Source organism: Pseudomonas sp. B21-028 (assembly GCF_024749045.1).
Classification (GTDB): Bacteria; Pseudomonadota; Gammaproteobacteria; order Pseudomonadales; family Pseudomonadaceae; genus Aquipseudomonas.
The window spans coordinates 3,421,777-3,440,716 of the sequence record NZ_CP087184.1; the positions used below are offsets into that span (position 1 = coordinate 3,421,777).

Genomic DNA, 18,940 nt, shown 5'->3' on the forward strand with positions numbered 1-18,940 from the left:
CTCAGAGTGTTCGACCGTGGGCAGCGGACAGCTTTACATCCCGTCCATAGACATCCGGGATATACATCGCCTGACCCTGGTTGTCCGCTTGCACCGTCCAGTACCCCAACAGAATCGGCATCGGCCTGGCCAGCCTGAACTCATAGGTCTGTCCGTCGGCCAGCAGGGTCTCGGTGCGCAGGCGTTCGGCCGGGGTCACCAGCAGGTCCCGCAGGTGCATCACTTGCTCGATCCGTACGCATCCCGAACTGAACGCCCTCGGTCCTTTGCTGAACAGCGCCTGGCTGGGCGTGTCGTGCAGGTACACGGAAAACGGGTTGGGAAAGCGGATCACCAGTTTGCCCAGCGGATTCTTCGGCCCGGCATCCTGGCGCAGCATCAGATCGCCCGGATGATCCCAGTCGATATTCTCGGCCAACAGTGGCAGGCCATCGCGATCGATGATCCTCAGGTTCTGGCGACTGAGGAACTCAGGATCGCGGCGGATCTCCGGGAGCTTGTCTTCCTTGAGGATGGTCGGGGGGATGGTCCAGGTGGGATTGAGGGTCAGCCTCGTCACCCGGGATTTGAGCAACGGCGTCTCCCGCTCCGCCCGGCCCACCTGGGTGCGGGTTTGCCAGACCGGTGCGCCGCCCTGGTACACCGTCAGCTGGGCCGCCGCGACGTTGACCAGCACGCTGTCGGGCTCCAAGTCCTGGGCCAGCCAGCGCATGCGCTCCAGATTGATCCGCAACTGCTCGCGGCGCATGGCCGGGCTGACGTTCAGCTCGTTGACGGTCCACGGGCCCACCACCCCGTCGGCCTGCAGGGAATGCCGCAGCTGGAAACTCTTCATCGCCTCCACCAGGCTGGGGCTGTAATGTTCGTCGCCCTCGGCCGGCGGCGCACTCAGGTAGCCTTCGCTGAACAGCCGTCGCGCCAGGGCCGGTACCCGCGCGTCCTGCTTGTCCGGTTGCAACAGGGCACCGGTGGGCACCGCTTGCCATTCGGACAAAGGCTGTTGGCGCTGCTGGGCATAGAGCACACGCAGGTTGCGGTAAAGGTCCAGGCTCGGACGGGCTTGGTCAAAGGCTGCGGCCAGTTTGTTCAAACCCGGCCCGGCAATGGCCAGGATCATCGCCTGGCGGTCCTGGGGCAGCGGACTGGCCCTCCACACCGGCTCCAGGCGGTCCTGGGGCAAGTAGCCGAAACGCAGTTCGTACAAGGCCTGCAAGTAGCGCTGGCTGATGGCGATATCGACACAGTCCGGACTCAGGGACGTGTCGTCGGCCGGCAGGCTGTAGCGGGCCGGGTCCAGTCCGTCATCGGCCAGTTGCTGCAACTGGACCCGCAAGGCCATCAACCGTTCGTCGTCCGACCAGACTTCCTGGCCGGCGTTTTGCTGGTAGAACGCCTGCAAGCTCAGCATCGCCGGAAAGTCGACACCCGCCGCCAGCGCCGGGCAAGCCACCGATAACCGGGCCAGCGTGGCCTGTACAGGTAGTGGATCGCCAAACGGAACGTCACCGGCCGTCGCGACCAATGGCGAAGCGAGCAATAAAAGGCTCAAGTAACATACGGGCTTTTTGAACAACTGCTTTACTCCAATCCATGGCCGTCTCGTGACGGTTGACTTTGCGACAGGTACGACCCGCCATCATGATGCAAACGAACAATTACGGACGGGATGCCGCAAACACACATCAGCCTGTAACCCTGCGTGGATTCTTTTCAGCCACGCTGACGCTTATTCGCCGACTCTGCCTGGCCATGGCAGCACTGGGCGCGGTATGCGCTCCGGCGCTGGCTGAGCAGGCGAATTCTCAAACGCTTTACAACAGCCTCGCCCACGCCGCGCCGGAACTCAATCCCCTGGCGCTCAAAAGTGCCTTGAGCGCCATGCAATGCGCGGTTGCCAACGGCGCTCGCCGGGCCCGGCACCTGGCAGTGATCGACTACTCGCAACCGTCCACGGCCCGGCGCCTGTGGATCTTCGACCTGCAGAAAAAGAAGCTGGTGCTGCGCGACCTGGTGGCCCACGGGCAGAAATCCGGGGAAAATTTCGCCACGCAATTTTCCAATCGCCTGGGCAGCTACCAGTCCAGCCTGGGGCTGTTCCGCACCCAGGAAAGCTATCAGGGCACCCATGGTTATTCGCTGCGCATGGATGGCCTGGAACCGGGCTTCAATGACCAGGCCCGTGATCGGGCCATCGTGATCCATGCCGCCGACTACGTGAACCCGTTATGGAGCCTGCGCCAGGGCCGTATCGGCCGCAGCCAGGGTTGCCCTGCGGTGCGCCCCCAGGTGGCGCGCCAGGTAATCGACAAGCTCAAGGGCGGGCAATTCATGTTTTCCTGGTACCCGGACCCGGGCTGGCTGAAGCGTTCGGCCTATCTCAACTGCCAGCCGCAGCAGGTGGCGAGCATTCTGGCGACCAGTGGGGGCTGACGCCCACCGGATAGAAGCCTGCAATGAGGATTCTGTGGGAGCACAGCTTGCTCGCGATTGCGGTAAGTCAGTCAGCAACGATGTTGACGGGTCTGTCGCTATCGCGAGCAAGCTGTGCTCCCACAGATCCCAACGCTCCCAGGGATTGCGCCTGATCAGCGGGTGGTTAAAATGCCGGCCTTTCGAATCGCCGGCATTGCCTGATGAACCCTGAAGCCCTTCAAACCCTGCAGACCCACTTACTGACCGCCCTGGCGTCCGTGCCGGAAGAAACCCGTCGCCTGTTCCACGGCCGCGGGCGCTGCTGGCCGGGGCTGGAACAGATCACCGTCGACTGGCTCCAGGGTGTGCTGCTGGTGTCCTTGTTCAAGGAACCTGCGCCCGCGCAGTTGGACGACCTGCTGTCGACGCTGCTAGCCATCACTGCCGCGCCGGCCTGGCGACACAGCAAGGCCCATACCCTAGCGGTGCAACACCGTTATCTGCCGCAAAACCTGACCCAATGGCTGGTGGGCGAGCCCATCGATGAATGGACCCTGACCGAAGGCGGTCTGCGGTACCGGATCGACTTGGGCAAAAAGCAGAACAACGGCCTGTTCCTCGACATGCGCTACGGTCGTGACTGGGTCCGAGCCAACGCCGCCGGCAAGCGTGTGCTTAACCTGTTCGCCTACACCTGCGGTTTCTCGGTGGCGGCGATCGCCGGTGGTGCCCGGCATGTGGTGAATCTGGACATGTCCCGCGCGGCCCTGAGCCGGGGCCGCGACAACCATCGTTTGAACGGCCATGACCTGGGCCAGGTGAGTTTTCTCGGCCATGACCTGTTCAAATCCTGGGGCAAGGTGATCAACAGTGGACCGTATGACCTGGTGATCATCGATCCGCCGACCTTCCAGAAAGGCAGTTTCCTGCTGACCAAGGATTACCAGCGGGTACTGCGTCGGCTGCCGGAACTGCTGGCCGTCGACGGTACCGTCCTGGCCTGCAGCAATGACCCGGCCACCGGCCCGGACTTTCTCATCGATGGCGTCACCCGCGAAGCCCCCGGGTTGGCCTTCAGCGAACGCCTGGCCAACCCGCCGGAGTTTCCCGACATCGACAGTCAATGTGGCCTGAAGGCCCTGGTCTTCAAAGCGGTAGCACCGGCCACCAGGCGTTGACCAGCCCCATGGTCACCCGACGTACCAAGGCTTCGATTTCCCGGCTCTTGACCGAACGGTAGATGGCCATGGTGCGGCGCAGTTGATCCTCGGTGAGGGTCACCGGCCGGCCGGCGGCCCAATCCACATCCGCGACGGCTTCGAGCCTGATTCGGCGCCAGACCGTTCGCTCGCCTTCCGTGACCGGCTCCAGGGCGCTGGGCAGGTCAGGGTCCGGGTGGACCAGGTTGTCCAGCATCGCCTGGGGCCATCGGGATGGATTCACCGGCCCGCCGAAGGCATCCACCAGGTCGTCATCGAGGGCTTCCCAGACCACCAGTCCTTCAGCCCATTGGGGCGACATCAATCCCAGGTAGGGCCGCCACAACATCTCACCTGGGCTCGGGGTTTGATCGTTGGCGTTGTAAGTGTCCTGGGCATCGCTGAGCCAGCCGATAAACGCGTCCCGGGTCATCTGCGCCTCGAGTTGCGAGGGGTTGGGAAAGCGCTCCATCAGCACGTACTCCCAATTGGAAAAGTGTGCCGCGAGGAAACCCGCAAACGGCGCGCCGTCTCGGGAAAGGCGCGCACGCATGACCGACTGGAACATTCTGAAGTGCAGTTCCAGCTCCGGGAGGTCCGGCTGCTCCCTGTCCAGAATACGAGCCTGAAGGCGCGTGCGCAGTTGCCGCAGTTGCTGGTCGAAGTCGCCGATCAACGTCGGCAGGCGGTCATAGGCGCCTGGATAGCCCATGTAATGTTGCAAGACCGCGGCCGCCCTCTGGCGAACGTTGAACGACAATCCGGCAGTCGTTCCGCTATCGGCATCGCGCACGAGCGTAGAGAACCAGTCGATGAAGCTGCGCATTCCCGGATCATCGCGGGCGACCTCCAGGGCCCGCTGGAGCGAGGGCGAAATGTACAGCCAATCATCGACGGTGTACCGGAAAGACTCGGGGAAAATCGCCCGAAGGGCATTGGCCTGGACACTGGGCAACGGGTTGTCGTCGAGCCAGACCCCAAGGGAGTCCTGGTCGCTCAAGCGGGCGAGCGCGGGCAGCAGGTCATCTTGAATGCTGGTGATGCGATTGCCGCTGAGATCGACAACGAACGTATCGAAAATGAACACTTCGGAGTGCCTGGTCAACACCGACAATGCGAGCTGGGGCACCCGATCGAGCCCGGTCCGGCTCAACTCCAGCGTCATCAGGTTCACCAGCTCCGGCAGATCAGGCAGGTCCCGGCAGCTGTTTTCGTTCAAGCGCAGTTCTTGCAAGGCCGTGGCGGTGCGCAGGAATGCACTGCCCTCCTCGTCCAGACGCAGGCCACAGCGCGCCAGGTTCAGCGAGCGCAAGTCCGGCAGCGAAGTGGTCAGGGCCTGCAACTGTTCCGGAGTGAAACTCAGGTTGTCGGTCCAGATGACTTCGCGCAGGGACGGTAACCCCGCCAGGCTACCGATGGCGGCAATCACATCGGCATTGGTACCCGCCTGTGCGCTGCCGATTCCCGACAGGTCCAGCGTCCATAAAGGGATATAGGGATCGGTCCCCAGCAGAGGCGTGAATACATGCGCGTCCAGGTGCAGCGGGTTGCGACTCAACGACAGATCCACCAGTGCCGGTAGCTGCGCCACTGCAACAGGGACGGCGGTGAGATGGTTGTCCCGCAGGTTCAGCGAATCGACGCCGGGAAACATCCGCAGGAAATCCGAAGGGTCCTCCACCAGCCCCAGGTCGGTCAGGATCATCGTTTCGATGTGATCCAAACGAACGGTCACCGGAGGCAGCCGACCGATACTGACGTTTTCGATCCGCAACACCAGCTCACCGCCCTCCCTCCCCGGATCAGGCGCGCGCTGCCAGGCCCGGCGGATGATCCGGGCGATGCTCCGACGCTGCGCCAGCAGTGCCTCACGGTCCAGCGCCTGCTCGACGGGATGGTGAAATCCTTCCTGTTCCTCCCATTGCCGCAACCCTTGGTCCAGGGTGGTCCAGTCGTTCTCCAGGCGGTTGATCAAGTCATTGAAGTGAACGCTCTCGCGCTGGGCCTGCTCGACCAGGCCAAACCGCAGCCGCGTCAATGCATCCCCCGAGTGCGCGGGAAACAGCCGCTCAAGCCGCTGACTCAAACTGCCGCGCCAGTCTTGCAGCGGCAGCCGGCCACGGCCGCTGAGCGGATAGACCAGGTGCCCGTTCAACCACTGCGGACGCGACCCAAGACGGCCCAGGCTGCGCATCGCCAGGTAGGGGCGCAACGCTTGCCGGTCTTCCAGGGCTTGGGCCAGCAACTGGCGGCGAAGCATGTCCGCCTCCCAGATGTTCAAGCCCAGTGCCCTGCGGGCATCGTCCGGCATGGCCCTGAGCAGTGCATCTTCCAGATCCAGGGCGCTCCCCAGTTCCTCGCCGGCTTCGTCGAAGGGACGATACCTGTCCCCTTCCTGGCGGATGACTTTGAACGGTCCACCTTGCCCCACTTCAATCGGATCCGGCAGCTCGCGCAGCCACAGGCGCAGGTGCAAGCGCCCCTGCAATGAAGGGGTATTGGCCAGCAGATTGATGACAATGCGGTCTCGATCGACCGTGCTTTCCCCCCGTGCCAGGGCGCGCAGGGCCCGGCTCAGGCGCAGCTCGCGCAAGGCTTCGGCCCCCTGGCTGCCGAGGTTTCCCGCCACCCGCCCGTCAAGCAAACGCTGCCGGTCCTGACCTGATACGTCACGGACAAGCTCGTTGGCGATGGACTCAGGCAACCCCGGGAATGCCCTGATCAAGGGCACCGCCAGCGGATCGGTCGCGATTGGCTGCGCCATGGCCAGGGTCACTCGCCTGGCATCAAGCTCCAACCGCGCGGCCCAGCGCCCGGCGAGCAAGCGACTGCGCTCCAGCGGGGGCAAGCCGATGCTGTTCTGGCCCAGCAGCGCGGTCTGTTCATCCACCCTCAGCCCATCCAGAATGCGAGCGGCCCAGGTGTCGCGCGCGAGGTCCGCCCGGCTTAACAGGATAGAGCGCGTATCGGCCGCGTCGCCCACGGGGTAAAGCCTTACACCATCGTGGTAGCGCAACGTCATGTCCTCGGGCCAGCCCGGCAACTCCGCGAGGGTCTGGACGATGCGAAAATGCACGCCCTGCGGTGCTTCGCCACGGCGCAGACGGTCGATGGTGTGGCGTACCCATTGCCAGTTTCGTGCTTCATCCAGGGCATCGGCCAGGATGGCCGGCATCGGCTGCGCCTCGACTTGCAGGTAGCGCAAATGCGCTTCGCTGATGCCGACCTGGCGTTGCACGGTCAGGATCGTCGGGTTGTCCAGTTCCGCAGGCGTGTCGGCGAACGTGCGCAACAACTCCAGATTGCCGCGCTGCAACGGGTTGCGATGGGCCCACTGCCAGCCACGGGCGCGGCTCCATTCCAACGGCGGCGTGACACCCCTGTGCCCCGAGGGCAGGCGCAGGCTCAGGTTGTCCCGCGTGCCCTGTACTTCAAAGTAACGATCCTCGATCCGTATCCAAGCCTCATCGGCGGTCCGCCAGACACCCCAGGCGTCCTGCTCGGCCTCCACCGGTGGCAGGCGCCGTGCTTCGAAGGGGCGGACGTCGCCGTTCCACAGCCGGGTACTGCCGTCCGCCATGGGCATGGGTTCGATGGCGCCGCCCACGAAGCCCAGGTAGGCACCTTGGGCGACCCCGAACAGCACATTGAAAATATGCTCGATCCCTTCTTGCGCGTGGCCTTCGTTGAACGCCTGGATGCCTTCGAAGATCTCGTACACCAGGCGCACCCCACCGACCACCGCGGCCCCCATGCCGATGGGCATGCAGAACGGGAAGAAGGTGGCCGCTAGCATCAGCGAACGCTCGACCATAGCCTCCCAGTACTCCAGCCGTGCCAGCAGCGCCCGCCAATCCTGATCCCGGGTCGACACCATCAGCGCCGAGGCGTTGCCCAGTGCATGACCCCGCCACTCATGGTAGGCGGCGTGCCAATGATTCTCGCGCACGTCATTCAGCCCCCAGGCCACCTTGGGCACAGGGATCCGAATGCGTCGGGAATTGCCGTCCTCACCCCGCTCGCCCTCGCGCCAACCGGTGATACGTGCGTGGATTTCCTGGAACAGATTGGGGTTGTCAGTGATCGTCCACTCCACCTGATCGTGCAGGGCCGCCCCCAGGCTGGCTTGCAGACGCAACGGAAAGTACTGCGACAGATCCTGGCGATAACTGCGTTTACGGACCCGCTCGGTCAGCTCCGCCGACAGCGCCTGCAAACTTGGAAACTGCTTGAGCGGTGGCACCGTATCGTGGGGCATGTGCAGGACGATCGGACGAACGCCCTTGGCATCGCCCGCCAGCCCCCAGTACACCCGAGCGCCGAACAACGGCGCGGACAGCAGCTCCAGCGCCTTGACCTCGCAGGCCAGGGGCGACACGGGCTGCGTTTCCAGCTGAACACCGGCGTGGGCCAGCAATCGCTCTCCGGTGCTATCCAGGCGTCCAGCCAGCTTGGCCTCGTAGGCATCATGGGCCAACAGGCTGCGTGCATACGCCATGTAGGCTTTTGCCACGACCGGGACCTCACCGGCGATGCGAGGCAACCGCTGTTCGAGTCTCTGGCGGTATGCCCCACCAACGTCCACCTGCCGACAAAGGCTGGCGAAACCGGCCGGGGTCATGTCCAGTGGCGCACGGTTCGTTGGGGTGTCCCCCTGGTTGAACTCTCCCGTCCTGCCCTGGATGAACAGCTCGCCTTTCTTATCGAAGTCCCCCCCGACAACGGCGTCCGCGGGAGGATAGTTGCCCATGGCCGCTTCGATCACCGATAGCGAGGGATCGGTCACGAAAGGGCCACGCCTGACCCGGGCCCGTCGTATTGCATCGGCAACGCTGCCGCCGCCATTCACCCGGCTCCAGCCTTGGACCTGCGGCTGCACCTTGAGCAGGTCGAGGGTAAAGGCATAGGGCGATGGCAAGTCGGCGAGCAAGGCGTTCAGTGCGTCGCTGTCGCGTTGCAATTGCCGGGTAAGCACCCTGAAGCGTTCCTGCTGGGGCCGTGTGGCCCGTTTCAGCCAGGCGGGCAGCCGGGCCTGGATGAACTCGACATGGGTATCGAGGGTAGACATGGTGGACCTCCATCCTTGGGGGCAATTGGGAATCGAGATGTAACCTGCGCCCAACCGGCGCGAGCCCGATGCTCCAAGAAATGGCCGTTTTTTAAAACCGCACAACCGTTGCAAGGGGTTGCGGGGTCTTGATAGCCATGGAGGTCACTCCCCTCACACCAGCAATGTCAGCCACGCCGATGCCAGCAGCAACAGCGCCATGGTCCGGTTGAACCGGCCCATGGCCACGGCGGAGCGGCAGAACCTGGCAGCACCGAGGCCCAGGTAAGCCCAGATGCTCATGCAGGGAATAGAGATCGCAAAGAACGCCAGGGACAGCCACAGGACCCGCACCGTGCGGTCGGCTTCGGCGCCGGCAAACACGCTGACCACCGCCAGCGCCATCATCCAGGTCTTCGGGTTTACCAGCTGCAGGCCGGCCGCCCCGACCAGGCCGAGCCTCGGACCGTCAACGGGTTGGTCAGGATCGATGGCCTGGGCCGGCGCGCTGAAGATCTGCCAGGCCATCCAGCTCAGCCAGGCGATGCCGGCCCAGGACAGCGCCGTTTGCATCGTCGCGTGGCGGGCCAGTACGTCCCCCAGCCCCGTGCCGACCAGCAACACCAGCAACGCCGCCGCGGCACACGCCCCGAGGATGATCGGGACGGTGGTCGGCAGGCCGAAGCGCGAACTGTGGCTCAACACCAGGATATTGGTCGGGCCCGGGGTGATGGAGGCGACAAACGCGAACAAGGCAAACGGCAGTAACTGGTCCATGGAACACCTTCTCGGTGAAGAATCGTGACCCGATCCTCCTCCATGGAACGATGCTCAGTCTGGAACAATTGAGCAGCGCTTGCGGTAGTCCGCCGGGCTCAGGCGATAGGCGCGCTGGAACCAGCGGCCCAGGTGACTCTGGTCGGCAAACCCGAGCTGTGCCGCCACGGCCACGGCGCTCTCGCCGCGGGCCAGCAAACGCCGCGCCCGGGCCAGTCGCAACTGGATCAGATAAGCGTGGGGCGCCAGGCCGAAGGCAGCCTTGAACGCACGGGTCAGGCGGAAGCGATCGACACCAGTGACCCGTGCCAGATCGTCCAGACCAATGTCTTCGTTCAAATGACTATGCAGGTAATCCCGGGCCCGTTGCGCAACCAACGGCAGGCGTGGATCGGGATTGATCCGAGCTCTCCAGTGCAAGTGCTGGGTCAGGTTGGCCAACAGGCTGTCGAGCGCCGTCTGGCGGACGATGCGGATTTCCTGGTCGTGCAGGCTCTGGAACGCCAGGGCCGTCGCGTTCGCCAAGCGTGCATCGTCAGCCAGAGTGGCAGCGAACCCCAGCTGCGCGTTGTCTGGCGCCACGTCGAACAGCGAGCGCAACTCTCGCTCCAGCCAGTGGGGTTCGAGGTACAGGGTGCGATAGGTGAAACCGCCGACCTGGGGCGCATGTCCATCGTGGAGTTCACCGGGCTCCAGCAGGAAGACCTTGCCCGGCGTGCTGTTGTGCTGTTGGCGGCGGCAATGAAATTGTTGCACGCCCTCCTCGGTCACGCCGACCAGGTACGCGTCATGCCAATGGGGATCGTAGGCATGCCCTTCAAAATGCGCGCGCACGGTCTCGATACCGGACGAGGCGTCCTGCTTGAGATCGATCCAGTTGCGCGAGGTCATGGATTGCCCTGTCTGATTTATCCGCTTGGGCAGGTTGACTGCTCAGGGTGAGGACTGTCTGGAAGATTTGTGCAGCAAAATTCTGCAGGTCCTTCACAGATCCTTGTGGGAGCGAGCCTGCTCGCGATAGCGGCCTATCAGTCGACCCCGCAGTGACGGATAGAACGCTATCGCGAGCAGGCTCGCTCCCACACTGGACACCGGAGTTCCCCAACCGATCAAGGATCAGGAACAAGCGCCGGCAACACCGCCTCCAGCGCCAATCGCGCCAGTTCGGCGTCCTGCTCGGACTTGACTCCGGACACGCCGATGGCACCGATGCACTGGCCGTCGTGGCGAATGCTCACACCGCCTTCGAGCATGCCGTGCAGATGGGGCGCACTGAGAAAGGCATAGCGACCTTCGTTGATCATGTCTTCGAAAAACTTGCTGTCACGCCGGCTCATGGCAGCGGTGCGGGCTTTTTCGGTGGCGATGTAGGACGACAACGGCGAGGCACCGTCCAGCCGCAACAGACCAAGCGGATGGCCGCCATCGTCCACCACACAGACCGACACGGCCCATTGACGCTGATGCGCCAGCTCCTTGGCTGCCACCAGCAGCTGTGCGACGTCTTGTTCGGTAAGGACTGCCTTGGTTTTCATGAATCACTCCGATGTGCCACGCAAGAATCCGTGTCGCAGTATGTCCTTGACGACAGTTCGAGCCAACCCGCTCGAAATCCTGCTCGTCGGATGACGGCGTCAATGGATCCATTAAAAATTAAATACCACTCAATTCATCGATAATCCGTTGACAACAAAACTAGTTAAGAGACTTAATGGATCCATAGAAAAACAAAATCAGCCTGGAGAACCCGTCATGTACCCCAAAAATGCCTGGTACGTTGCCTGCACCCCCGATGAAATCGCCGAGAAGCCGCTGGGCCGCCAGATCTGCGGCGAGAAAATGGTTTTCTACCGTGGGCATGAAGGCAAGGTCGCTGCCGTCGAGGACTTCTGCCCCCACCGTGGCGCCCCGCTCTCCTTGGGCTACGTCGAAAACGGCAACCTGGTGTGTGGCTATCACGGCCTGGTGATGGGCTGTGACGGCAAGACGGTGGAGATGCCCGGCCAACGGGTGCGCGGCTTTCCCTGCAACAAGACCTTTGCCGTACAGGAACGCCATGGGTTCATCTGGGTCTGGCCCGGCGACCAGGCGTTGGCCGACCCGGCACTGATCCATCCTCTGGAATGGGCGGAAAACGAAGAGTGGGCCTATGGCGGCGGCCTGTTCCATATCCAGTGCGACTACCGCCTGATGATCGACAACCTGATGGACCTGACCCACGAAACCTACGTGCATGCCTCGAGCATCGGCCAGAAGGAGATCGACGAGGCACCGCCGGTGACCACGGTCGAAGGCGACGAGGTCGTCACCGCCCGGCACATGGAAAACATCATGGCCCCGCCCTTCTGGCGCATGGCCCTGCGTGGCAACAACCTGGCCGACGACGTGCCGGTGGACCGCTGGCAGATCTGCCGCTTCACCCCGCCCAGCCATGTCATGATCGAAGTCGGCGTGGCCCATGCCGGCAACGGTGGCTATCACGCCGCGCCGCAGTTCAAGGCATCGAGCATCGTGGTGGATTTCATTACGCCGGAAACCGAGACGTCCATCTGGTATTTCTGGGGCATGGCCCGGCATTTCCAGCCGAAGGACGAAGCCTTGACCGCGAACATTCGCGAAGGCCAGGGCAAGATTTTCAGCGAAGACCTGGAAATGCTCGAACGCCAGCAGCGCAACCTGCTGGACCATCCGCAACGCAACCTGCTCAAGCTGAACATCGATGCCGGTGGAGTGCAGTCACGCCGGGTGCTGGAGCGTTGGATTGCCCGTGAGCGCGAAGCCCAGGCGGGATTGATTGCCAGCACCCATCAGCCACAACCCGTGGAGCAACGGTCATGATCGAGGTTCAGGTCGCGGCGCGGCACAACGAAGCCCTGGACATCTGCAGCTACGAGCTGACCCCTGTCGACGGCCAGCCGTTGCCGGCGTTCACGGCCGGTGCCCATATCGATGTGCATTTGCCGGGTGGCGTGATTCGTCAGTATTCGTTGTGCAACCACCCCGAGGAACGGCATCGTTACCTCATCGGCGTGCTCAAGGATCCGGCCTCGCGGGGCGGTTCAAGCAGCCTGCATGAGCAGATCCTGCCCGGCGCGCGGTTGTTCATCAGCGAACCACGCAATCTGTTTCCCCTCGCCGCCCAAGCCCGACGCCATTTGCTGTTTGCCGGAGGCATCGGCATCACGCCGATCCTGGCCATGGCCGAGCACCTGGCGCAGACCGGCGCGGCGTTCGAATTGCATTATTGCGCCCGGTCCCTGGAGCGGGCCGCCTTCGTCGAGCGCCTGCGCCAGGCCCCGTATGCCGACCGGGTGTTCCTGCACTTCGATGAAGCGCCCGAAACCGCACTGGATGCCGCCCGGGTGCTGGCGGCGCCCAGCGAAGACGTGCACCTCTATGTGTGCGGCCCCGGCGGGTTCATGCAGCATGTGCTGGACACCGCCAGGGCCCAAGGGTGGCAGGACACCTGCCTGCACCGCGAATACTTCGCCGCCGCCCCCACCGACACCCGCGCCGACGGCAGCTTTACCGTGAAGCTGGCCAGCAGCGGCCAGGTGTTCGAAATCCCCAAGGACCGCAGCGTCGTACAGGTGCTGGAAAGCCACGGCATCGAGATTCCGATCTCCTGCGAACAAGGCGTCTGCGGCACCTGCCTGACCCGCGTGCTGGAAGGCGTGCCGGAACATCGCGACATGTTCCTGACCGAAGCCGAGCAGGCTTGCAACGATCAGTTCACGCCGTGCTGTTCCAGGTCGAAGACGCCGTTGTTGGTGTTGGACCTCTAGTCTCCAGGCAACACAGCGCCCTGTGGGAGCGAGCCTGCTCGCGATAGCGGTGTATCAGTTACAGGTATTTCACTGATACACCGCTATCGCGAGCAGGCTCGCTTCCACCAGGCTCGTTTCCACAATGGGTATTCACTCGGAACGCAAAATCACCGTCATCCGCTCATCCGCCAGGGTCGAGCCGAACACCTCGGCGTAGCGCAAGGTGGCGTTGGCATGTTCGCGCATGATCGCCTCGGCCCGAGCCCCCTGGCGATGGATCAGCGCGTCGAACACCGAGTGGTGCTGCATGTGGGCATAGTTGAAGCGCCGAAACTCGCCGGCCATGTTCTGCCGATCCACCGCCAGGGCGGTGACTGAGGCGAACGGCAGATGATCGTTGCGGGCCAGTGCATCGGCAATGGCCGGGTTGTGGCTGCCTTCGACGATCACCTGGTGAAAGCGCATGTTGAGGTCGTGGTAGACCTCCAGGTCTTCCTCGGTCACGTAGCCCTTGGCGAACAGTCCATCGCCCTGTATCAGGCATTGTTCGAGGGTGGCACGGGCCTGTGCATCCAGGCCTCGTTCGGCGGTCTGACGCGCCGCCAGGCCTTCCAGCACCCCGCGCACTTCCACCGCGCCGGCGATGTCCTCGGCACTGACCGAACGCACCTGGAACCCACGCCCGCCGAAGCGCACCAGCAGGCCCTCCTGCTCCAGGGTCCTGAACGCCATGCGCACCGGCATCCGCGACACGCCGAACCGCTGCGCCGTGGGAATTTCCATCAACCGCTCACCCGCCGCCAGCTCGCCAGAGGCAATCATTCTGCGCAACGCAACCAGCACCGTTTGGCCGGGCTTACTCATCCGGATACTTCCAGGCAAAAGAGACCGCCATAGTAAAAGCAAAACCCCGTGGGAGCGAGCTTGCTCGCGATGGCGGTGGATCAGCCACTGAAGAATCGACTGATAGACCGCTTTCGCGAGCAGGCTCGCTCCCACAGGGGATGATGGCCAGACGCAGAATGTGTGCGCATTGAAGAACCAGTGTGGGAGCGAGCCTGCTCGCGATGGCTATGGATCAGCCACTGAAGAATCGACTGATAGACCGCTTTCGCGAGCAAGCCCGCTCCCACAGGTTTTGCGTGTGTGCTTAAGCGAGTGTCGCCCGCAGGATCGACTCGTCTTCGCCGCGGTACAGCGCCTCGACTTTCGCCGCCCGCCACTGCAACACCGCCCGCTGGTTGATGGAGCCCTTGTCGGTGATTTCGCCGCGGTCGATGGACGCCGGTTCATCGAGCAGCGCGATCCATTCGACCCGGCTGGCGTTGCCGTTGGCGCCGTGGTTGAGGCGTTGCAGCCAGTCGGCGAACCATTGGCGGACCGGGGCGCTGGCGAGTACCTGGGCATCGCTGGCGTCCGCTGGCAGGCCCGACAAGCGTCGGCACTCGGGAAGCCGCGGGAACACCAGGGCGCCCAGGCATTCGCGATCCGGCGCGGTCACCACCAGGTCCTGGACGTAGGGCGTGCCTTCCAGCACCGCACGGTTGCGCAGCGGCCCGACGCTGACGAACACGCCGGAGGACAGCTTGAAGTCCTCGGCAATCCGCCCATCGAACATCAACCCCAACTGCGGGTTAGCCGGATCGGCCAACTTGATCGCATCGCCCGAGCAATAGAAACCGTCCTCGTCAAACACCTCGGCCGTCTGCTGCGGGGAGCGCCAGTAGCCAGGCATGATGTGCGGCCCGCGAAAGCGGCCTTCGAACTTGCCGTCCACCGGCACCAGTCGCACTTCGCAACCCGGCGCCGGCAGCCCGATGTAACCAGCCATGGACAACGGCCCGGTGGTGAAGGTGCAGGACGGAGACGCTTCGGTCATCCCCAGCCCGGCCATCATGCGGATGCGTTCGCCGCAATGCTGTTCGGCGACTTTGTCGAGCCGGTCCCAGGTGCTCTGCGACAGGCCGGCGGCGGCGAAGAAGAACAGGCTGACGCGCTTGAAGAAGCGCTCGCGCAATTCGCCATCCCGCTCCAGGGCGCTGACCAGCTCTTCCCAGCCCTTGGGCACGGTCAGGTAGGCGGTCGGCGAAATCTCCTTGAGGTTGCGCAAGGTTTCGGCGAAACCCTGGGCGGTGGGCTTGCCGTCATCCAGGTAGAACGTGCCGCCGTTGTACAACACGATGCCGACGTTGTGACTGCCGCCAAAGGTGTGGTTCCACGGCAACCAGTCCACCAGCACCGGCGGTGCTTCGCCGAACACCGGAAAGGTCTGCAACAGCATCTGCTGGTTGGCACAGAGCATGCGCTGGGTGGTGACCACGGCCTTGGGCAGTTTGGTTGAGCCTGAGGTGAAGAGAAACTTGGCGATGCTGTCGGGGCCGGTCGCGGCGAAGGCACGCTCGGCTTCGGCAGCGCCGGGTTGCGCCAACAGGCTGGCGAAGCTTGCGCGGGAGCGCCCCGCCATCTCGCCGTTCACGGTGATCAGCGGCACATTCGCCGGCAACACCGCATTGACCGCACGCTCGAACGGCGCCGCCTGGCTGACGAATACCAACCCCGGCTGCAGCAGGTCGCAGACATGCCGCAGCTTGGCAAAATCCTGGGACAACAAGGAATAGGCCGGCGACACCGGGCAATAGGGAATCCCGGCGTACATCGCGCCGAGGGCCATCTGCAGGTGTTCGATGTCATTGCCTGAAAGCAATGCCAGGGGTTTGTCGGCCGACAATCCATAAGCCAGCAGGCCCTGGGCAATGGCGCGGACGCTGTCGAGCATCTCGGCATAGCTGACCCTACGCCAGTCGCCGCCATTCTGCCGGGCGGCGATAAAGGTCTGTTGCGGGCGCACCTGGGCCCAATGCACCAGGCGGTCGAGCAAGCGCGCCGGCAACGGGGCCAGGGCTTCCAGGGAGCGCATGTGCAAGATGCCCTGCTTCTCACTGACCTCAACCGCGGGGTGACCAATCGACACCTGGCGATACCGCCCGGAGCCGGGTTGGGAGGACGATCTGAACTCGGAACTCACGTACATTTCCTCCACCAAGGCACACTCGGGTCGCGCGATGCGAGTGGAGTGTGGCAGCGTCTGGCTGCGACCTTGTTATTGTTATGTCTGGCCTGCACCGGGGCGGCGATTTTCGAGACTCAGCCGCCCACAATGCGATGGATATCAGATCGGGTAATGCCGGGGACCGTTCTGCAATGTCACCCAACGCAACTGGGTGAAATGCTCGATGGACGCCTTGCCGCCAAAACTGCCGTAACCGCTGGACTTGACTCCGCCGAAGGGCATCTGCGCCTCGTCATGCACGGTCGGCCCGTTGATATGGCAGATGCCCGACTCGATCCGTTGGGCCAGGGCCAGGGCCCGGCTGGTGTCGCGACTGAAAATGGCCGCTGACAGGCCGAATTCGGAATCGTTGGCCAGGCGCAGCAAGGCTTCGTCACCGCTGCCGCGCAACAACACCGCCACCGGACCAAAGGATTCTTCGCGGTACAGGCGCATCTCCGGCGTCACCCCATCGAGCAGGGTCGGTTGCAGAATGCTGCCCTCCAGTTGACCGCCCGCCACCAGCGTGGCGCCTTTGGCCAGGGCATCGTCGATCATGGCCTTGATGCGCTGGCCCGCACTGACGTCGACCAGCGAACCCAGCACCGAATCGCCGCTGGCTGGGTCACCGGCACGCAAGGTGGCAATCTTCGCCTTCAGCCGGGAAACGAAAGCATCGGCTACGCTCGTGTCCACGATCAGGCGCTCGGTGGACATGCAGATCTGCCCCTGGTTGAAGTACGCCCCGAAGGCAGCCGCTTCCACCGCGGCGTCCAGGTCGGCGTCGTCTAGCACCAGAAACGGCGCCTTGCCGCCTAACTCCAGCAGCGCCGGCTTGAGATGACGGGCCGACAACTCGCCAACGATGCGCCCGACATGGGTCGAGCCGGTGAAGTTGACGCGGCGCACCGCCGGGTTGGCGATCAGTCGTTCGACGATCACCGGGGCGTCCGCAGGCGCATTGCAGATCACGTTGACCACGCCATCGCCCAACCCGGCGTCCTGCAGCACCTGGCCGATCAACCGGTGCACCGCCGGGCTGATCTCCGACGCCTTGAGCACCACCGTGTTGCCACAGGCCAGAGGCATGGCGATCGCGCGGGTGGCGAGAATCACCGGGGCGTTCCACGGCGCAATCCCCAGCACCACGCCGCACGGCTGACGCAAGGCCATGGCAAAACTGCCGGGCACATCCGAAGGAATGACTTCGCCGTTGATCTGAGTGGTCATGGCGGCGGCTTCACGCAGCATGTTCGCCGCCAGGTGCACATTGAAGCCGTACCAGTTGGCCATGGCGCCGGTTTCGCCGGCGGCGGCAATGAATTCAGCGCTACGGGCCTGCAACTGCTCGGCCGCCCGCAGCAGACGGGTGCGACGTTCGTTGGGGGCCAGCGCGGCCCAGGCGGGAAACGCGGCTTGCGCGGCGGCCACGGCCGCATCGGCGTCTTCCACCGTGGCAGCGGCCACGCGGGACACCACTTCTCCAGTCACCGGATTGCAACGCTCGAAAGTCCGACCGTCACGGGCGGGGCACGACTGGCCGCCGATCAACAGGGGCACGTCCAGCATGGTGATTCCTCTTTATTGTCTTTATCGGGAACACATTCACAGTAGCGCCAGGGGCTTTGGGCGAACAGCCTGCGGGCGCTTTTCGAGCCGCCCGCCGCGCCTTCGCCTCAGCGCTTGTAGGCCTGCAGGCCCGGCTTGATGCTCTTGTCATCCAGGAACTGCTTCATCCCCTGCTCGCGACCGCCCTCTTTGTCCAGCAGGCGCGACTGGTCGAGCTTGGCGTACAGGTAATCTTCGTTCTGCTCCCAGGTCAGTTCGCGGCAACGCTTGAACCCATGCTTGGCGGCCCGCAGTACCACCGGGTTTTTCTCCAGCAGGTTGCGCGCCAGCTCTATCGTGACCTCGCGCAGTTGCGCCAGGGGTACGCTTTCGTTGACCAGGCCCATCTCGGCGGCTTTCTGCCCACCGAACGTCTTGCCGGTCATGATGTAGTACAGCGACTGGCGATGCCCCACGGTATCGGCCATGGCCTTGCTGACGAGGTTGCCGGGCGGAATGCCCCAGTTGATTTCCGACAGGCCGAACGTGGCTTCGTCGGCGCAGATCGCCAGGTCACATGCCACCAGCGGGCTGAAGCCACCACCGAAGCACCAGCCGTTGACCATGGCGATGGTCGGCTTGGCGTACATGCGCAGCAACTTCCACTGCCATTGCGAGGCTTCGCGACGGATTTTTTCCTGGAGGATTTCCGGTCCGGCGTCCACCTCGCGGAAATACTCCTTGAGGTCCATGCCGGCGGTCCACGCATCACCGGCGCCAGTCAGCACGAGTACGCCAGCGGCCGGATCCTGTTCCAGGGTTTCCAGCACGTCGATCATCTCGCGGTTGAGAGTCGGGCTCATGGCATTGCGTTTTTCCGGGCGATTGAGGGTGACCCAGGCAATGCCCTCCTCGACGTCGACTTTGACCGTTGTCCAGCGACCTTCGTAATTGCTCATGACACGTGCTCTCTTGTTCTTGGCTGAAGATGAACAAAAGCTAAACCGCAAAACTAGTTATGTCAATTAACTATTAATCGATTTATCCAGGTTTTCTCGCGCCTAAAAATGACGGCCTCGATCAATGAATGTGTAATCGACCGTAGCCATCGCGGCGTAACCCCGGCAAACTGGATAGCCTT

The 18,940-nt window shown here is 63.6% G+C and carries 13 protein-coding genes; 4 read left to right on the forward strand and 9 right to left on the reverse strand.

Going from position 1 to position 18,940, the window contains the following annotated elements; translation table 11 throughout:
* Nucleotide 1: 1 nt before the first annotated feature.
* Nucleotides 2-1,573 (reverse strand): murein L,D-transpeptidase, encoded by a 1,572-nt coding sequence (locus LOY35_RS14875; protein WP_258624219.1) that lies wholly within the window; start codon nt 1,571-1,573, stop codon nt 2-4.
* Between the two features lie 176 nt (nt 1,574-1,749).
* Between LOY35_RS14875 and LOY35_RS14880 the strand changes: the two genes are divergently transcribed.
* Both LOY35_RS14880 and LOY35_RS14885 read left to right on the forward strand, forming a co-directional pair.
* A complete protein-coding gene (locus LOY35_RS14880; protein WP_258624222.1) occupies nt 1,750-2,430 on the forward strand; it encodes a murein L,D-transpeptidase catalytic domain family protein in 681 nt (226 codons plus the stop codon).
* A 203-nt stretch (nt 2,431-2,633) separates the two neighbouring features.
* A complete protein-coding gene (locus tag LOY35_RS14885) occupies nt 2,634-3,590 on the forward strand; it encodes a class I SAM-dependent methyltransferase (RefSeq protein ID WP_258624224.1) in 957 nt (318 codons plus the stop codon).
* Here the strand turns inward: LOY35_RS14885 and LOY35_RS14890 are convergent.
* From LOY35_RS14890 to LOY35_RS14905, 4 genes are all read right to left on the reverse strand, one after another.
* Complete coding sequence (locus LOY35_RS14890) at nt 3,559-8,679, reverse strand: dermonecrotic toxin domain-containing protein (RefSeq protein WP_258624236.1); 5,121 nt, start codon at nt 8,677-8,679, stop codon at nt 3,559-3,561. The genes LOY35_RS14885 and LOY35_RS14890 overlap by 32 nt on opposite strands.
* Before the next feature lie 153 nt (nt 8,680-8,832).
* Entirely contained in the window at nt 8,833-9,435 is a 603-nt protein-coding gene (locus LOY35_RS14895; RefSeq protein WP_258624238.1) for a LysE family translocator, read from the reverse strand.
* A gap of 54 nt (nt 9,436-9,489) precedes the next feature.
* Nucleotides 9,490-10,326 (reverse strand): AraC family transcriptional regulator, encoded by an 837-nt coding sequence (locus tag LOY35_RS14900; protein ID WP_258624248.1) that lies wholly within the window; start codon nt 10,324-10,326, stop codon nt 9,490-9,492.
* A gap of 218 nt (nt 10,327-10,544) precedes the next feature.
* Complete coding sequence (locus LOY35_RS14905) at nt 10,545-10,970, reverse strand: heme-binding protein (RefSeq protein ID WP_047702979.1); 426 nt, start codon at nt 10,968-10,970, stop codon at nt 10,545-10,547.
* 217 nt (nt 10,971-11,187) lie between these two features.
* Here LOY35_RS14905 and LOY35_RS14910 point away from each other — a divergent pair, with 217 nt between their 5' ends.
* Nucleotides 11,188-12,273, forward strand: coding sequence for an aromatic ring-hydroxylating dioxygenase subunit alpha (locus LOY35_RS14910; protein ID WP_258624253.1), 1,086 nt, complete (start codon nt 11,188-11,190; stop codon nt 12,271-12,273).
* Nucleotides 12,270-13,220, forward strand: a complete 951-nt coding sequence (locus LOY35_RS14915; RefSeq protein ID WP_258624259.1) for a PDR/VanB family oxidoreductase — start codon at nt 12,270-12,272, stop codon at nt 13,218-13,220. The genes LOY35_RS14910 and LOY35_RS14915 overlap by 4 nt, the downstream gene beginning before the upstream one ends.
* Before the next feature lie 132 nt (nt 13,221-13,352).
* Here LOY35_RS14915 and LOY35_RS14920 read toward each other — a convergent pair whose 3' ends face one another.
* The 4 genes from LOY35_RS14920 to LOY35_RS14935 all read right to left on the reverse strand — a co-directional run bounded on the left by LOY35_RS14920 (nt 13,353) and on the right by LOY35_RS14935 (nt 18,758).
* Complete coding sequence (locus LOY35_RS14920; protein ID WP_258624260.1) at nt 13,353-14,066, reverse strand: GntR family transcriptional regulator; 714 nt, start codon at nt 14,064-14,066, stop codon at nt 13,353-13,355.
* A 286-nt stretch (nt 14,067-14,352) separates the two neighbouring features.
* Nucleotides 14,353-16,227, reverse strand: coding sequence for a feruloyl-CoA synthase (locus LOY35_RS14925; protein ID WP_258624263.1), 1,875 nt, complete (start codon nt 16,225-16,227; stop codon nt 14,353-14,355).
* Between the two features lie 144 nt (nt 16,228-16,371).
* The gene (locus tag LOY35_RS14930) at nt 16,372-17,820 is read right to left on the reverse strand and encodes an aldehyde dehydrogenase (protein ID WP_258624265.1); all 1,449 of its coding nucleotides are present in this window, start codon (nt 17,818-17,820) and stop codon (nt 16,372-16,374) included.
* 107 nt (nt 17,821-17,927) lie between these two features.
* Nucleotides 17,928-18,758 (reverse strand): p-hydroxycinnamoyl CoA hydratase/lyase, encoded by an 831-nt coding sequence (locus LOY35_RS14935; RefSeq protein ID WP_024777695.1) that lies wholly within the window; start codon nt 18,756-18,758, stop codon nt 17,928-17,930.
* Between the last annotated feature and the right edge of the window lie 182 nt (nt 18,759-18,940).

Coding starts and splice junctions, on each gene's coding strand:
- LOY35_RS14910 (WP_258624253.1), top strand. CDS start 11,188: ATGTACCCCAAAAATGCCTGGTACGTTGCCTGCACCCCCGATGAAATC.
- LOY35_RS14920 (WP_258624260.1), bottom strand. CDS start 14,066: ATGAGTAAGCCCGGCCAAACGGTGCTGGTTGCGTTGCGCAGAATGATT.
- LOY35_RS14880 (WP_258624222.1), top strand. CDS start 1,750: ATGGCAGCACTGGGCGCGGTATGCGCTCCGGCGCTGGCTGAGCAGGCG.
- LOY35_RS14905 (WP_047702979.1), bottom strand. CDS start 10,970: ATGAAAACCAAGGCAGTCCTTACCGAACAAGACGTCGCACAGCTGCTG.
- LOY35_RS14885 (WP_258624224.1), top strand. CDS start 2,634: ATGAACCCTGAAGCCCTTCAAACCCTGCAGACCCACTTACTGACCGCC.
- LOY35_RS14895 (WP_258624238.1), bottom strand. CDS start 9,435: ATGGACCAGTTACTGCCGTTTGCCTTGTTCGCGTTTGTCGCCTCCATC.
- LOY35_RS14930 (WP_258624265.1), bottom strand. CDS start 17,820: ATGCTGGACGTGCCCCTGTTGATCGGCGGCCAGTCGTGCCCCGCCCGT.
- LOY35_RS14890 (WP_258624236.1), bottom strand. CDS start 8,679: ATGTCTACCCTCGATACCCATGTCGAGTTCATCCAGGCCCGGCTGCCC.
- LOY35_RS14935 (WP_024777695.1), bottom strand. CDS start 18,758: ATGAGCAATTACGAAGGTCGCTGGACAACGGTCAAAGTCGACGTCGAG.
- LOY35_RS14915 (WP_258624259.1), top strand. CDS start 12,270: ATGATCGAGGTTCAGGTCGCGGCGCGGCACAACGAAGCCCTGGACATC.
- LOY35_RS14900 (WP_258624248.1), bottom strand. CDS start 10,326: ATGACCTCGCGCAACTGGATCGATCTCAAGCAGGACGCCTCGTCCGGT.